The sequence below is a fragment of the Oceanobacter sp. 1_MG-2023 genome, from assembly GCF_030689025.1.
Taxonomy (GTDB): domain Bacteria; phylum Pseudomonadota; class Gammaproteobacteria; order Pseudomonadales; family Oceanobacteraceae; genus Oceanobacter.
Genome location: NZ_JAUYWA010000013.1, coordinates 80607 through 96937, shown reverse-complemented (window position 1 = coordinate 96937; position 16331 = coordinate 80607). Strand labels below are relative to the sequence as shown.

The following is a 16331-nucleotide window of genomic DNA, read 5'->3' as shown; positions in this document are numbered from 1 at the left end:
GTTGGTGGTTATCTGATGGACTACTACAACCGGCAGCGACCTCATACATTCAACGACGGCATTTCGCCCGTTGCAGCTGAGGAAAACTTTAAAATACTGTCCGGGATTAGTTGACCACTACATCAGTTCGGCTTTGTATTTGGCTTTGCCAATCACTAAATCGGGAGCCTCTTTAAGCTTTTCACCTTTTTTGGCCACCAGTTCGCGCAGTACTTTGCCCGCAGGCCATCCTTCTTGAACCAACACATAGACATCGTCTTGCATACTATCCGCCCAGTAATCCATAAGGATTTGGTAGATGTCGTATTTACTGAGCAGCGAATTGTGGGAATAGCTTTCTAATAAGTCTTCTCTGATGCGATGGATAATTTGTTTCGGCAGCTCACCTTGCTCAATGCCTTGCAGGTTTGAGCGCTGCGCCCAATCGGTAAACGGCACTAAACTTTGTGCAGCAAAGGTTTTGAATTCGTCGTGGTTAAGAATGGTGGTTTTCACCTCGGCGGCTTTCACCAACGCCTCGCTATAACCCTTATGCGTTGCCTTGAACAGAGTGGCGCGAATACTGGGGAAGACTTGCCAGTAACGCTCTAAGGCATCGATGTCACGATTCGGAATACCGCCTTTCAGGTGGGCGCTGAGGTCGTGCAGGTCTTCCGATTCGCTGCTGTCGATATAGCGGGGAATATTCAGGTTGTAGTCGTTGGCGGCAATTTCACCTAGAGAGACCCTGCGGCTGTAGCCGGGCAGTTCCCGCTGGTGGGTAAACATATCGACGATCTTGTGGATGTCCTGGGCACGCAGGCGGTTTTTATTGCCGTCTTTGATAAAGCCTTTGCTGGCATCCACCATAAAGATGCCTCTCTTTGTTTCACTGGCTTCACCAGTGGCGCTGAGGACTCTGGCCTGTGCATGCTCCTTGTCGATAACGATGATGCAGGCAGGAATACCGGTGCCGTAAAACAGGTTGGCGGGCAGGCCGATTATGCCCTTGATGTAGCCCTGTTTGATCAGGTTCTCACGGATGCGGGCTTCAGCGTTGCCACGGAAGAGCACGCCGTGGGGCAGGATCACCGCGCCCTTGCCGGTGCTTTTCAGGCTTTTGAGGATGTGCAGCAGAAAGGTGTAATCACCATTTTTCTCCGGCGGAATGCCCCACACAAAGCGGTTGAACGGGTCTGCTTCCGGGTTGAGGCCGCTGGTCCAGTTTTTGTTGGAAAACGGCGGGTTGGCCACAGCAAAGTCGAAGGTTTTTAACTGGGTATTGCCGTTGCTCCCGACTTCCTTCCACTGCGGGTCTGAAATGGTATTACCTTTCCAGATTTTGGCGGTAGCGGTGTTGTGCAGGATCATGTTCATGCGCGCCAGGGCGCTGGTGGCGTTGTCCATCTCCTGACCGAAAATCGACAGCCCCCGGGGGGCCTGATCACTGGCTTTCAACAATAGTGAGCCAGAGCCGCAGGTCGGGTCATAGACGGTAGCATCCTGGGGGGTATCGGTAGTAATACCGATCACTTTTGACAAAATCTGAGACACTTCCGCCGGGGTATAAAACTGCCCCTTGGACTTGCCCGATTCGGTGGCAAAGTGGCGCATCAGGTATTCGTAAGCGTCGCCGAGCAAGTCGTCGCCATCGGAGTGGTTATCACCTAAATTCAGCCCTTCAAAAATACCCACCAGCTTGCCTAGACGGTCGACCATTTCCTTGCCTTTGCCGAGCTTGTCTTCGTCGTTGAAGTCGGCCACATCGATCACGCCTTTCAGGTCATTTTCTTCGGCCAGCGCGCTGATGACTTTGTTGATTTTGTCGCCAATTTCTTTGTCGCCTTTGAGCGCCACCATATCGTCAAAGCTGGCCCCTTCGGGCACCAGAATCATGCCGTAGGGATCGCCCTTGTACTTGTCGGAGACGTACTTCATAAACAGCAGGGTCAGTACATAGTCCTTGTACTGGCTGGCATCCATGCCGCCACGCAGTTCGTCGCAGCTGGCCCAAAGTGAGGAGTAGAGTTCAGTTTTCTTGATGGCCATTTGGGTTCCTTGATTTTCAGACGACAGGCTTGAGGCCGGTATACGTTCCAAAGTTGATGCTATTTGTAGTGAAATGACTCTCACTATTATATCCAACGCGTTTAAACCCACCTTTTATACGGTTTATTGGTAAGGCAGAAAGGTGGTATGGCTGAGGCTGGTTTTTCATACCACATCGCTACTGCGTATGGTGTGTTTGCCACCTCAAACAGGTCGGGTGATTGCGGCCATGTTTTCTCCACGTTATTTTTCTGGTCGGTTGAAAATACAGACCATTACGCGCTGATGGGTAAGCGGTTTTTAATTATCAGTAACGGTTTTTATAGCGGTTGATTACTTTATCACGATTATGATTGGTCTCGGCCTGTTTGGATTGAATCCCAATAATTGTGGCCAGCACCTATCCTGAACGTGGAGTTTTTTTGGTGCACGGAAAGACTACAAGCCTGTAGGGGACATCCATTTAATCCTGCACGGCTCTGCGCGAGTGTTGCCGTTGTTCAGGGCAAGGCGACGAATGCAGCGAAATGACGAGTCCTTTTCAAATTCGTCAACACCGCACTGGACGGCGGCAACCCGTGCCCTTCGGGGGCTGCCGGATGATCTCGACTCGGTGTCGCCACCGCCCCGAATCAGGGGCGGCGTTGGGATATCAGCTCTTGTGCGAGTACGGTCAAGGACCGCTACTGGTATCGGTACCTGATCATGGACCTGTGCGGTCGTAAAATCATTGTCTGGGAAATCCACAATCAGTATTGTCGGCCATGATGTGTCACTGCCTGTTTTGGTCAGTTGAAGAAATGACGATTCCAAATGGTTCCGGGTACCAAACAAGGCATCAAACAGGGCACCAACAGGTGGTTTCTGGTTCGACATGCGAGAAGACGAACAACGGCGTCGAATCAGCGTCAATGCCTTCTGCACCGACAAGCAGACGCCGACGCTGAAAAAATTCTGCTACAGTGGCCACCACGGCCGACAGCCGCATCATCATAATTTTCAGAATCACAACCAGTCAGAGAGAACACCACCATGGCCCTGATCACTGCCACCGTGCCGGTAACCGCCTTTCAGCAAAACTGCACCATTCTGATGTGTGAAGCCACGCATCAGGCGGCTATTGTTGATCCTGGTGGCGATATTGATCGTATCGTCGCCAAACTCGACGCCATGGGTGCCAAGCCGGAAAAAATCTTGCTGACGCATGCTCACCTCGATCATGTCGGTGGCACGGCCGAGCTGGCCAAACGTTACCAGTTACCGATCGAAGGGCCGCACAAGAGGGATAATTTCTGGATTCAGGCGCTGTCACAGCAGTCTCAAATGTTTGGTCTGCCGGATGTTGAGATGTTTACTCCAGATCGCTGGCTCAGTGACGGTGATCAGGTCACGGTTGGGGATGTCACGCTGGAGGTGATTCATACGCCGGGTCATACGCCGGGCCATGTGGTATTTGTGCAACCAGAGCAGCAGCTGGCGTTGGTCGGGGATGTGCTGTTTAACGGTTCGATTGGACGCACCGACTTTCCGCAGGGAAACCATGCCGATCTGATCCATTCTATTCGCGACAAGTTGTTCCCATTGGGGGATGAGATTGAATTTGTCCCAGGTCATGGCCCACGTTCAACCTTTGGTCATGAGCGCAAGAGCAATCCTTTTGTGGCTGACCAACGCGGGTAGCTCTGCCTCATGCGTTTATTGGGGTCAATGTGGTTATTTGAGCCAATTGCTTCATGCAGGCCAACCACTAAATCCCGTCAGGCTGGTGTATATCACTCCGTTTCAGCACAGAATTAGTGCAAATTTATGTTCCGTGAACATTGATTGCTCACACATAGCGAATCCGTTCCAGGTAAGTTTCGTGCTTCACCCGCTTCAGATAATCCAGAGGCGTGGTGTTCACCTGTTTTTTGAATTCTCTGGAAAAGTGGGATTGGTCGCTGAAACCGAGGTCGGATGCCAAGTCAGAAAAGGCTACCTGATCACTGTGATTGATGTCGTAAACCGCCGATTGGCAACGGATAATCTGGCTGAATGCCTTGGGTGACATGCCCATATCGGCCCGGAACTGCCGCTGCAGTGAGCGCGTGGTATATCCGGTCAATGCCTCCAGATCGTTGATGTGAATACTGCCATGGCTTTCGCAAATACTGCGGATCGCCTGGGTCGTCAATCGGGATGATTTCCGCATCTCCTTGCCATCACAAAAACGCCCGAAGATTTCAATTTGTTCGGCAAAACTGGCGCTGCCAACAATCGCTTCAAACACTTGATTTGACTCAGGAACCAGCTCCTGAAAAGCAAAGTGCTGCTCGATCAGTTCTTCCGCCGAGACGTTCAGAAAATCCGGCATGGTGCCGGACACAAAACGCACCCCAAAATAACGGTGATGGCTGTTCAGGTCGATGTCGATGGCCTTCATCGGCGTGCCAAAAACTTCGGCGGTGGGATGGCTGCTGTCGCAGTCAAACAGTATATCAACACAACCGTCCGGTATGGCAAACGTCGCTTCGACGGAGTCTTTGGCTTCAAAACTGTAAAAGTGAGAAATGAGCGGATTGTCAGACCCTGAAAGATAAAATCTCTCGGCCGAATTAAGCACCAACCAAGGCTGTTTGGAACGAATTCCAGCAAGACAATGAACAAGGGAAGTATGTGACATAACCTGGATTCGCTCGCTTGATATTTCGAAGATACGCAATCCATAGCAAAGCCAGTGCCAGATTTTTTGAAGTGGATATTTCTTGATTCCATGTCGCAAAAGTTCAATACGGATGATTTTTCGACGTCTAGGATCGTATTTTTCCTCAGCCCGTCTCGCTCATGAGTTTGACCCGTCATTATTGATTCTGATGAGCGTATGGCAGCTGAATAAAAGTACAGAAGTGCTCATTCCCAGATTCAAGGTGCTGTTATGTCAGAGAATACGAAAATCGATTTTATTTATCTTTCCGAGCCGGACATGATCAAAGCCGGCGTTATGGATATGGAAAAATGTGTCGACACAATGGAAAGCATGTTCACCTTGTTACATAAAGGTGATTATCGTATGGCTGGCCCGAATAGTGATTCCCACGGTGCCATGATTACCTTCCCCGAAGAATCTCCATTTCCGACAATGCCAAAACCTACTGCCGATCGTCGTCTTATGGCCATGCCGGCTTATTTGGGTGGGGAGTTCCAGACTTGCGGAGTGAAATGGTATGGCTCCAATATTGCCAACCGTGAAAAAGGCCTGCCGCGTTCAATTCTGATGTTTATTCTGAACGATATCGATACCGGTGCTCCCATGGCTTATATGTCGGCCAACCTGCTATCGGCTTATCGTACCGGTGCGGTTCCTGGTGTTGGTGCACGCCACCTTGCCCGTAAAGATTCCAAAGTGGTGGGTTTATTGGGGCCTGGCGTTATGGGTAAAACGTCTATTGCGGCCTTTATGGCCACTTGCCCGGATATCGACACGATCAAGGTAAAAGGTCGTGGGCAAAAAAGCCTCGATAGCTTTATTGGCTGGGTTAAGGAAACCTACCCTCAAATTACTACGATTACCACTGTCGATACTCTTGAAGAGGTGGTACGTGATTCCGATATCGTAACCTATTGCAATTCTAACGAAACCGGTGATGTGTCCAGTTATCCGGAAGTCAAAAGAGAATGGGTAAAACCCGGCTGTTTCCTTTCGATGCCAGCGTATTGTCGTCTCGATGATGCAATGGAAACAAACGATGTCCGTAAAGTGCTGGATAACACCGGTTTATATCAAGCCTGGTTTGAAGAAGTGCCAAAACCGGCTCACCAGTATATTCCCATCATTGGTGCCCGTTTTATGGATATGGTCGACGAGGGCAAGTTATCGCTGGATCAGCTCGAAGACCTCGGAGCCATCACCGCCGGAGCCACTCCAGGTCGGGCGAATGATGAAGAAATTATCATTTTATCGGTTGGCGGCATGCCCGTCGAAGACGTTGCCTGGGCCACCGTGATTTATCGCACGGCAATTGAGCAAGGCATTGGCATCAAGCTGAATCTTTGGGATAGCCCTGAATTGTGCTAGCAGCATCCGGCGTCGTGACCGGCGCCGTTATTTCCTCTGCATGACTGTATTTGACACCCTGGATATTCCCAATGACACAGATTCTAAAACTGAAAACCGGCTCAAAATTCGAAGAAATCGGCAGCTATTCCCGCCTCGTTGCTGTCGATCGCTGGATTTACGTTTCCAATACTGCGGGCCGTAATCCACACACCAAAGAGATCCCAGAGGACGTGCTGGCGCAAACGCACCAGGTGTTCAGCAATATTGAAACCGCCTTGGCAGCGGCGGATTCCTGTCTCGCCGATGTGGTGTTTTCACGGGTGTTTATTCAGGACCCGGCCGATGTTCATGCGGTGATGGGATTGGTTGGCGAGAAGTTCAAAGGCATCAATCCGGCCACCACGGTGACCTGTCCACCGCTTGGTTCAACCGTCTACAAGATGGAGCTGGAAGTCACCGCCTATCGCGGCGCTTCCCAAGCCACCGTAGAAGAAATGTCCATCGCCTGATCGTTCCAGGCGATACCCGCAAACCCGTTGATGTCGGCAGCAATCTTATGACCAAAACACTGGAAACAGTACACACAACAGATCAATTACCTGACGCCACCACGGTGGTCATTATTGGTGGAGGCATCGTCGGTGTTACCGCAGCACTGACGCTGGCAGAGCGTAACATCCCCGTTGTGCTGCTGGAAAAAGGCCATATCGCGGGCGAGCAATCATCACGCAACCTGGGCTGGATACGCAAAACCAGCCGTCATGCCGCCGATGTGCCCTTGGCACAGGCGGCCGACCGGCTGTGGGCCGGGATGCCTGAGCGTATCGGCCAGTCGGTCGGCTACCGCCAGTCCGGCATTATGTTTCTGGCCAAAAACGACGAACAGATGGCGATGCACGAAGCCTGGTCACGCTCAGTGCAAGACCTGTCTCTGGACTCTCAGTTGCTGACGCCACAAGCCATCGATCAGCATGTACCTAACGGTCAGGGTCAGTGGGTTGGCGGTATTTACACGCCATCGGACGGCCGGGCCGAACCCGCGATTGCCACCAGCGCCATTGCCAGGGCTGCCGTCGCCAAAGGGGCAACCCTGATCCAGCACTGTGCTGTACGAACATTGGTGAGGTCGGCCGGTAAAATCAGCGGTGTTGTCACCGAAAAAGGCGAAATCCGGTGTGAACAGGTGTTGTTGGCGGGCGGAGCCTGGTCACGGCGTTTTCTCGGTAATCAGGGTATTGCCCTGCCAACGCTGCCGTTGATTTGTTCCGTGTTACGTACCACACCGATGACAGGGCCAACCGATATTGCTGTGGGTGGCCCGGATTTTTCTTTCCGCAAACAGGACGGCGGCGGTTTTATTATCACCCAACGAGGCGCACTTGATGCTCCCATCACCCTCGATCATCTGCTGATTGGCTGGCGTTATCTCAGCCAGCTCCGTGCCCAGCGCAGTTTTTTGCGCACCTCGTTAGGCCGGGCTTTTCTGCAGGACCTGGCCCTGGCACGCCGCTGGGGAGCCGATCGCCCTTCTCCGCTTGAGAAAATTCGTACGCTGGATCCATCAGCCAACCCTGCCCTCAATCAAGAGGCGCTAACCAATCTTGCCGACGCCTGGCCTGTTTTCAAGCAGGCACAAATCGAAGAATCCTGGGCTGGCGTGATTGACGTAACACCTGATTCAAACCCGGTGATCGACCATGTTCATGCCATTCCTGGCCTGACGATCGCCACCGGGTTTTCTGGGCACGGATTTGGTACCGGGCCAGCAGCAGGGCAATTGGCAGCAGACCTTGTCGCCAATACTTCTCCCATTATCGACCCAGACCCTTACCGGTTTGATCGACTCTGAAATACCGATAACGGTTTTACTCACACGAGGTACAGAATATGAGCGGTACTGCACACACAGCAACGGCAAACTCGATTGATCTGGCGGGGGCTAATAAAAAGACCCATATTGGCCTGCTGACCATGATGGCAATTTGTATTGGTCTGGTGATTGTTCAAGGAGCGATGATTTCTGCCCTGCAAGGGCTCGGCATTGGCGGCCTGAGCTTTATCTTTGCCATGGTGGCGGCCTTGGTACTGGCGCAATTTAATGCCATGAGTTTTGCCGAGTTATCCTTGATGTTTCCGCAAGAAGGAACGCTGGCAACTTACACCCAAAAAGCGATTGGGCATTTTCCGGCTATTGTTTCTGTATTTGCTGGTTATGTGGTGGTTGCCGTATTGGCATTACCGGTAGAAATGTTTTTGGTGGATGCCATGCTGGGAGAATTATTACCCGGTGTATTACCAGAAAAATTAGTACCCTTGCTTATTTTGCTGGTTTTCACTATTACTAACCTGATTGGTACGGATGTCTTTGCCCGGGTACAAAATGTTCTGGCATTTATTCTGGTCAGTGCATTGATCCTGACCGGCCTGGTGGCAATTACCGGTGCTTCTGAACCACACCCGGTACTGACAGGTGCCACGGTTGACTGGAGTATGGCGGGGGTTATCGATGGCAACTTTATTGGCTTGATCGGGTTGGCATTATGGACCATGGTGGGCGTCGAATTTATTTGCCCAATGATTGGTGAGGTAAAAAATCCGAAGAAAAGTATTCCTATGGCCATGCATTTGTCATTGTTTTTTATCTTTACGATTTTTGTTGCCTTTATTTTTGGTGCCAGCCTTTATCTCGACCTGGATACTTTATTGGGTTCTCCTCTGCCATTCCTCGATTATGCCAATGCCGTATTCGGACAAAGCGGTTTGATTATTGCCACCGTCATGGCACTGGCCGCCACGTGCAGCACCATGAATACAATTCTTGCGGCTGTGCCAAGAATGCTGAAAGGTATGGCAGATGAAGGCCAGGCTTTCCCACAATTAAAAGCGCATAACCGTTTTGATGCCCCTTGGGTGGGTATTGTCATGATGGCGGGATTAACAATGATTCCTTATTTTGTCTTTGGTATCGATTCCTTGATCATGCTGATTATTGCCGCCACCACCAGCTGGTTATTGGCTTATAGCGTGGCACATATCAATGTCATCGTATTACGCAAGCGTATGCCAAACCATGAACGCCCTTATCGTACGCCGTTTTATCCACTACCTCAGATTGTGGGTATCATCGCGATGCTGTACGTTGCTCTGAATAATTCACCAGCACCGGAAATGACTCAAATGGTCTATAGCATTACGGGGGGGATTTTGCTGATTTTAAGTATTATTGCTGCCGTGTGGGTAAAATTTTATATGAAGCGTGGCTTGTTTGAGCCAGATATGAGTTAAACAATACCATTCGTCATTAACCTGTTTATCCCGATGCCGGCATGATTAACCCTGTTAATAGATGTCGGCATTATTGTTGTTACTGGCGTCGTACTCTCTCCAAACCCAACCCAGAACCCAAAAACCAGAACCCAGGCCAAAAAAACCCGCCGAAGCGGGTTTTGGTGTTGCGGGACTTTGGCAGTAACAGGGATTACTTCTTGCCAAAACCACCGAAACGCTTGTTGAAGCGATCAATACGACCACCGGTATCCACGGTTTTCTGCTTGCCAGTATAGAAAGGGTGGCAAGCGGAGCAAACGTCCAGATACATTTCGCCAGGCTTGGCGGAACGAGTTTTAACAACATTGCCACAAGAGCAGGTAGCTGTCAGTTCAGCGTATTCAGGATGGATATCTTGTTTCATGGGAACACCTCGGGTCTTCACGCCGCCACCTTCCGACCATCGGACAGGCACCGCGCTACTGTTAAGAAAACATCAAATTCTCGCTGTCGCCATGAACCAATGACGGTGCCAAACCGTACATCAGCCCCTTGCACAGACAATAAGGACGCGCATAATACCAGAGCCTCTTTTACCAGCAAGTTCTTTTCATGCCTTTTTACGTCGTGCAGGTCGCTGTACCCGTGCCCTTGCGGCGCTGTTTCGACTATCTTCCTTCAGCCGGTGAGCCGGAAGACACCTGGAAACCCGGACAGCGGGTGCGGGTTAACTTTGGCCAGCAGTTATTGACCGCCGTCGTAGTCGGTACCGCTCATACCACCGATGTGCCAACAGCCAGGCTCAAGCCCTTACTCGAACGTCTCGATGATGCTCCCTTGCTGGATGCCAGTCAGCTGGCTCTGGGGCGCTGGCTGGCGCGCTATTATCATCACAGTCTGGGGGAAGTGCTGGAACTGATGATACCGGCATTGCTGCGGCGCGGCGGCGCCCTGCAAGAGGCGCTGGAACAAAGCTGGTCGCGATGCCCCACCGCTCATGATGAAACACCGTCTTTACGCGGCAAGCAACAGCAGGCGCTGTGGCAGCTATTCCAACAGCGGCCCGTGTGGGCCCATACCGAGCTGACGGCCCAGGGGTTTACCCTGGCCCAGCTGCGCCGACTGGCACAACTGGGGCTGATCGAAACACAACAGCGCCTGCCCATACCCGCCACGTCCTTACGTCGGCGCGACGACTTGCCTCTCAACGACGAGCAACAGCAAGCCCTGACACAACTGAACCAACCACGGCAGCAATTCCGGGCCAGCTTGCTGGAAGGCATCACCGGCTCCGGCAAGACCGAAGTGTATTTGCAACACCTCAAACAGACACTGCAACAGGGCCGCCAGGTGCTGGTGCTGGTGCCGGAAATCGGCCTGACGCCACAAACCGTGCAGCGCTTCCGGGAGCGGGTTGATGTGCCGGTGGCATTGATACACTCAGGGTTGAATGACCGCGAACGCCTGCAAGCCTGGTGTCAGTGCCGTGACGGCAGTGCGCGTATTCTGATCGGTACGCGCTCGGCGGTCTTTACGCCGATGCCGGAGCTCGGGCTGATTATTCTCGATGAAGAGCACGACAGCTCGTTCAAGCAACAAGATGGGGTACGCTATTCCGCCCGCGATTTTGCCTTGGTGCGCGCCAAGCAAGCGAATATTCCCATTGTACTGGGATCGGCAACTCCGTCGCTGGAGTCGTTGCACAATGCCCTCAGCGGCCGCTACCAGCATCTGAAGCTGACCCAGCGAGCCGGTCAGGCCAAGCCGCCGGGCATGACCTTGCACAGCATCCTCCATCAACCATTGACCTTTGGTCTGGCACAACCGGTGATTGCCAAAATGCAGCAGCATCTGGACGCTGACCGCCAGGTGCTGGTGTTTGTGAACCGCCGCGGTTACGCCCCGCTGATGGCGTGTCAGGAATGTGGTTGGCTGGCAGAATGCCCTCGCTGCGACGCCCGGCTAACACTGCATCAATCGCCAGCGCATTTGCACTGCCATCATTGTGATTTCCAGCAAGCGGTGCCCCGCTTCTGCCCCAACTGCCACAGCGACAAGATTCAAGCCCTGGGTCAGGGCACTGAACGGCTGCAAGACGAACTGTCGATGTTATTCCCCCAGGTGCCGATCACCCGCGTCGATCGCGATACCGCCCGTAACAAACACGCCTTTGATGCGTTGCTGGAGGACATTCATTCCCCCGGCAAGCGCTTATTGATCGGTACTCAAATGCTGGCCAAGGGGCATCATTTCCCGGCGGTGACCATGGTGGTGGTACTCGATGCCGATGCCGGTTTATTCAGTGCCGACTTTCGGGGTATGGAACACACGGCACAACTGATCTTGCAAGTGGCTGGCCGGGCCGGACGAGCGGAGCATCCGGGCGAAGTGTGGATTCAGACCCTGTACGCCGACCATCCGCAATTAAACCTGTTGATCAACGACGGTTATCACGCACTGGCGCTGGCGCTGTTACAGGAGCGCCAGCAACGGCAGTTGCCGCCTTACAGTCATATGGCCATGTTACGGGCGGAATCGCCCCAGCGTCATCTGGCCGAGCAGCTGTTGCAGCTGGCACGACAATTCCTGCAATCGCTCTCGGCCCAGCACCGGGCGCACTCGACCAGTATTACCCCGCTGGTCCTGGTGGGGCCGTTTCCGGCCATTATGGAACGCCGCGCCGGACGTTTTCGCCAACAATTGCAGCTCCTGAGTGACGAACGCACAGGGCTGCATGCGGTACTCGATCCATTGGTGGATTTTCTCCACCAGCAAAAAGGCTTTCACCAGGTGCGCTGGCATCTGGATGTGGACCCCCAGGACACCCTCTAGCCTGGGTGAATCCAGCCAAATAACCACACGGCCAACTGGCGGTCCTGCCGTCATCTCTTTATCATCGCTGCTTTATTCTGGTCGCTGTCAACGGAGTAACCTGTGGCTCGCACGCAATTAACATCTTGGACACATTGGCTCGCGTTTGGCCTGGGTTCTGGTCTGGCCCCCAAAGCACCGGGCACCTTTGGCACCATCGCAGCGCTGCCGGTCTGGCTGCTATTGCTGGCGGACATTCCCCTGTTACCGTATCTCGGTATCCTGATCGCCGGTTTTGCCTTTGGCGTTTACCTTTGCCAGCAAACGTCGCACGACCTGGGGGTACATGATCACCCGGGTATTGTCTGGGATGAATGGATCGGCTTGTGGATTACCTATATTGCCCTGCCGTCTGGCTGGGAATGGATTCTGGCGGGGTTTGTCTTGTTCCGCTTTTTCGACATCCTCAAGCCCTGGCCGATCAAATGGCTGGATGAACAGGTCGAAGGCGGTTTTGGCATTATGATTGACGATGTACTGGCAGGTATCTTCGCTCTGGTCTGCTTGCAGCTGGCGGCCTGGGTGTTGATCTGAGGGGGCTGATCTAACACCCGCTCTAACGCCGCAAATAACGCAACCAGCGCCAGATATTCAACAGACTCATCAGGGAACCGGCAACGTACGTCAGGGCGGCGGCTCGCAAAATGGTGCGGGCATGAAGCATATCGGCGTCATCCAGGTACTGGCCTTGCTGTAACAGCAGCAGGGCTTTGTTAAAACTGGCATCCAGCTCGACCGGCAAGGTTACCAGATGCACCAGGGTGTTGATGCTCATCGCCAGTACCGCAATCAACAATGTCCAGCGTGACAGTCCGGGCTGTACCGCCAGCAGCAAGGGCGACAGCAACAGTGCCACTGGTGCCAGCCGTTGCATCCAGCTCGCCAGTACTGCCAGCCCCTGACGCCAGGAGAACATCCGCTCGCCACGCTGGTGCTGCAAGGCATGGCCTACTTCATGGGCCGCCACCACTACTGCGGTGAGCGACTTGCCATCGAGCTTGTCGGCGGTCAGTCGCACGGCATGCTGTTGGGGGTCATAGTGGTCGCCTTGTTCTGTTGCTTCGACCACCACCTGTTCCAGCTCCAGCTTGTGGATCAGGTGCCGGGCCATATCTCCCCCGGTTCCGGGAAAATCGTCACGCACCGAGCTGTGACGAGTCAGCACGTGGCGTACCCATAACCCCGGCAAAACCAGTACCAGCAGCAAAATAACGACCCCGGCGATCATCAGCATCTATATATCCTGTGCAACAGTGTGTTAACCAGACGCTTTACGACGCTGGAAGAATTCCCTCGTAATGCTCTGTTTCGAGGTGATGTATGCCATTTTCGAACCTTTGCCAAGGCCAGAAGCAGCGATGTGCCATTGTGACACCAACAAGTCCCGTTTTTAAGGTCAGGGAAGTTTGGGGGATTATGGTTCGTGCTGATAGAATACGCCGCTTGTTTTATCGGAGGTGAGAGCCTTGAGTATCCAATACATTGCATCGTCCAAGCTGCCAACGCCATTTGGCGTCTTTACCATGCACGGATTTGAAGACACCGTTGCCGGCAAAGAGCATGTGGCACTGACGCTGGGGGATGTTGGCAACGGCGAGCCGGTACTCGCCCGTGCTCACTCCGAGTGCCTGACCGGTGATGCGTTATTCAGCATGCGCTGCGATTGTGGTTATCAGCTTGAAGAAGCGATGCGTTCGGTGGCAGAGGCAGGCCATGGCGTGGTGCTGTACTTGCGTCAGGAAGGCCGTGGCATTGGTCTGTTGAACAAAATCCGTGCCTATCACCTGCAAGATCAGGGCGCCGATACGGTCGAAGCCAATGAGCAGCTGGGGTTTGGTGCCGATATGCGTGACTACAGCATGTGTGAACCCATGCTGAGCCATTTGGGTATTCATGCCGTGCGCCTGATGACCAACAACCCGCGCAAGGTGAAGGCTCTGTCAGAAGCCGGTGTGAAAGTCATTGAGCGAGTGGCCATCGAAGTGGGCAGAAACCCGTACAACGATGGCTATCTCACCACCAAGGCCAGCAAGCTGGGGCATATGCTCAGCAATACCGCCGTTGCGCCGTTGACTCATCAGGATGATGAGGCGGTCTGAGGTCTTTCCGGTCTCTGTCTACTGTCCATTGTCTACTGCCTGGAGCTGACAAACCGTCCTCCAAGGCCGGACAGGCCAGCGATTAACACTGGCCGACGGTTGGAGCGGTCAGAGCTGCGCCAGACGCTGCTGAATCCGCTCCAGCACATGGTTGCTATCAAGACCGGCATCCAGCCATTGGCGATCCGGGCTGGCATGTTCGATATAGCGATCGGGTAATCCCGTCAGTAAAACCGGTACCATCACGCCCGCAGCCGCCAGGGATTCCAGCACCGCACTGCCTGCTCCACCCGCCGTGGCGTTTTCTTCCAGCGTTACCAGCAGGTCATGAGATTCTGCCAGCGAGGCAACCAGGGCATCATCCAGTGGTTTGACAAACCGCATGTCCGCAACGGTCGCATCCAGCGCTTCCGCTATTGCCAGCGCGCTGCTTAACGGGGCACCAAAGCCCAGCAAGGCCACTCGCTGGCCGGCAGCAGCAGTCGATGAGCGCACAATCCGTCCTTTACCAAGCGGCACGACCGCCATGGTGGTCTCTGTCTCTATGCCGGGGCCGCTGCCACGAGGATAACGCACCGCTGCCGGGCCAATATGTTGATAACCGCTATACAGCATCTGGCGACATTCGTTTTCATCAGATGGTGTCATCACGACCAGATTCGGAATACAGCGCAGATAGCTGAGATCGAAGGCGCCATGGTGGGTCGGGCCGTCTTCCCCGACCAGTCCGGCGCGGTCGATGGCAAACAATACATCCAGATTTTGCAACGCCACATCGTGTATCAGCTGATCGTACGCCCGTTGCAGAAAAGTCGAATAAATGGCAACCACCGGCTTGCTGCCTTCACACGCCAGCCCGGCCGCCAGCGTCACCGCATGCTGCTCGGCAATGGCAACGTCGTAATAACGATCCGGGAATTCATGTGAAAAACGAATCAGGTCAGAGCCTTCGCGCATCGCCGGAGTAATACCGACCAGCCGTGCATCAGCGGCAGCCATATCGCACAGCCATTCGCCGAAGATATTCGAGTAGGTCGGTTTTTTGACCGCAGTCGATGTCTGATGCACCGGCTTCAGGGCGTGATAACCAATCGGGTCTTGCTCCGCAGGTTCGAAACCCTTGCCCTTGCGCGTAACGATATGTAAGAAGCGCGGCCCTTTCATTTTCGCCAGGTTGGTCAGGGTCTGGACCAGCTCGCCAAGATCATGGCCATCGATCGGGCCATAGTAGTTAAAACCCAGCTCTTCAAACAGGGTGCCCGGAGCCACCATGCCTTTCATATGCTCTTCGGTACGGCGGGCAAATTCCCACGCTGACGGGATTTTCTCCAATACTTTTTTGCTGCCCGCCCGCATGGCTGAATAGGTTTTCGATGACCAGATGCGGGTGAAATACTTGTTTAATGCGCCGACGTTATTGGAAATCGACATATCGTTGTCGTTCAGAATAACCAGCATATCGGCTTTGACATGACCGGCATGGTTCAGCGCCTCAAACGCCATACCGGCGGTGATGGCTCCATCGCCGATAATGGCAACCGATTCCTGCTCCAGTCCTTGCTGGCGAAAACCCAGCGCCATGCCCAGTGCTGCACCAATGGAGGTACTGGAATGACCTACGCCAAAGGTGTCGTATACGCTCTCATCACGATGCGGAAACGCGGCCGGGCCTTCTTCACTGCGAATAAGGGGCATTGCTTCACGGCGACCGGTGAGTATTTTATGGGGGTAGGCTTGATGGCCGACATCCCACACCAGACGGTCATCCGGGGTGTTAAAGACATAGTGTAATGCAACCGTCAGTTCCACCACGCCAAGTCCGGCAGCAAAGTGCCCGCCTGACTGTCCAACACTGTAGAGCAGGTATTCTCGCAGCTGACAGCAGACCTCCTGAAGTTGCTCCGGCGCCAGCAGACGCAAGTCGGCAGGCTGATTGATAGCATCCAGTAAAGGAGTAAGAGGACGAGAACTCGGTATTTCGGTAAACATCAGGCGTTGTGTTTCCGGTCGTTGAGCATCAGATATTGCGC

The 16331-nt window shown here is 53.5% G+C and carries 13 protein-coding genes; 8 read left to right on the top strand and 5 right to left on the bottom strand.

Annotated elements, in window-relative coordinates:
* Positions 1-117: 117 nt before the first annotated feature.
* Positions 118-2028, bottom strand: coding sequence for a type I restriction-modification system subunit M (locus Q8W22_RS10370; protein ID WP_305452318.1), 1911 nt, complete (start codon positions 2026-2028; stop codon positions 118-120).
* 1032 nt (positions 2029-3060) lie between these two features.
* On the opposite strand from Q8W22_RS10370, the gene Q8W22_RS10365 reads away from it, so the two are divergent.
* Positions 3061-3708 carry an MBL fold metallo-hydrolase gene (locus Q8W22_RS10365; RefSeq protein WP_370694172.1) on the top strand — a complete coding sequence of 216 codons (648 nt, stop codon included), beginning with the start codon at positions 3061-3063 and terminating at the stop codon, positions 3706-3708.
* 148 nt (positions 3709-3856) lie between these two features.
* Here Q8W22_RS10365 and Q8W22_RS10360 read toward each other — a convergent pair whose 3' ends face one another.
* The gene (locus Q8W22_RS10360; protein WP_370693304.1) at positions 3857-4690 is read right to left on the bottom strand and encodes a helix-turn-helix domain-containing protein; all 834 of its coding nucleotides are present in this window, start codon (positions 4688-4690) and stop codon (positions 3857-3859) included.
* A 252-nt stretch (positions 4691-4942) separates the two neighbouring features.
* Here Q8W22_RS10360 and Q8W22_RS10355 point away from each other — a divergent pair, with 252 nt between their 5' ends.
* The 4 genes from Q8W22_RS10355 to Q8W22_RS10340 all read left to right on the top strand — a co-directional run bounded on the left by Q8W22_RS10355 (position 4943) and on the right by Q8W22_RS10340 (position 9349).
* The gene (locus Q8W22_RS10355; RefSeq protein WP_305452317.1) at positions 4943-6082 is read left to right on the top strand and encodes a tyramine oxidase subunit B; all 1140 of its coding nucleotides are present in this window, start codon (positions 4943-4945) and stop codon (positions 6080-6082) included.
* A 71-nt stretch (positions 6083-6153) separates the two neighbouring features.
* Entirely contained in the window at positions 6154-6573 is a 420-nt protein-coding gene (locus Q8W22_RS10350) for a Rid family hydrolase (RefSeq protein WP_303433853.1), read from the top strand.
* 47 nt (positions 6574-6620) lie between these two features.
* Positions 6621-7913 (top strand): FAD-binding oxidoreductase, encoded by a 1293-nt coding sequence (locus Q8W22_RS10345; RefSeq protein WP_305452316.1) that lies wholly within the window; start codon positions 6621-6623, stop codon positions 7911-7913.
* A 38-nt stretch (positions 7914-7951) separates the two neighbouring features.
* The gene (locus Q8W22_RS10340; RefSeq protein WP_305452315.1) at positions 7952-9349 is read left to right on the top strand and encodes an APC family permease; all 1398 of its coding nucleotides are present in this window, start codon (positions 7952-7954) and stop codon (positions 9347-9349) included.
* A 193-nt stretch (positions 9350-9542) separates the two neighbouring features.
* Here the strand turns inward: Q8W22_RS10340 and rpmE are convergent, their stop codons facing one another.
* Entirely contained in the window at positions 9543-9755 is a 213-nt protein-coding gene (gene rpmE, locus Q8W22_RS10335) for a 50S ribosomal protein L31 (protein WP_303433859.1), read from the bottom strand.
* A 188-nt stretch (positions 9756-9943) separates the two neighbouring features.
* Between rpmE and Q8W22_RS10330 the strand changes: the two genes are divergently transcribed.
* Together Q8W22_RS10330 and Q8W22_RS10325 are read left to right on the top strand one after the other, a co-directional pair.
* Positions 9944-12163 carry a primosomal protein N' gene (locus Q8W22_RS10330; RefSeq protein WP_305452313.1) on the top strand — a complete coding sequence of 740 codons (2220 nt, stop codon included), beginning with the start codon at positions 9944-9946 and terminating at the stop codon, positions 12161-12163.
* Positions 12164-12265: 102 nt separating this feature from the next.
* Complete coding sequence (locus tag Q8W22_RS10325) at positions 12266-12736, top strand: phosphatidylglycerophosphatase A (protein ID WP_305414408.1); 471 nt, start codon at positions 12266-12268, stop codon at positions 12734-12736.
* A gap of 22 nt (positions 12737-12758) precedes the next feature.
* On the opposite strand, the gene Q8W22_RS10320 is transcribed toward Q8W22_RS10325, so the two are convergent.
* Complete coding sequence (locus Q8W22_RS10320; protein WP_305452312.1) at positions 12759-13436, bottom strand: zinc metallopeptidase; 678 nt, start codon at positions 13434-13436, stop codon at positions 12759-12761.
* Between the two features lie 232 nt (positions 13437-13668).
* Here Q8W22_RS10320 and ribA point away from each other — a divergent pair, with 232 nt between their 5' ends.
* Positions 13669-14301: a GTP cyclohydrolase II gene (ribA, locus tag Q8W22_RS10315; protein WP_303433867.1), complete on the top strand. Its 633-nt coding sequence runs from the start codon at positions 13669-13671 to the stop codon at positions 14299-14301.
* A 108-nt stretch (positions 14302-14409) separates the two neighbouring features.
* Here the strand turns inward: ribA and dxs are convergent, their stop codons facing one another.
* Complete coding sequence (gene dxs, locus Q8W22_RS10310) at positions 14410-16290, bottom strand: 1-deoxy-D-xylulose-5-phosphate synthase (protein ID WP_305452311.1); 1881 nt, start codon at positions 16288-16290, stop codon at positions 14410-14412.
* Between the last annotated feature and the right edge of the window lie 41 nt (positions 16291-16331).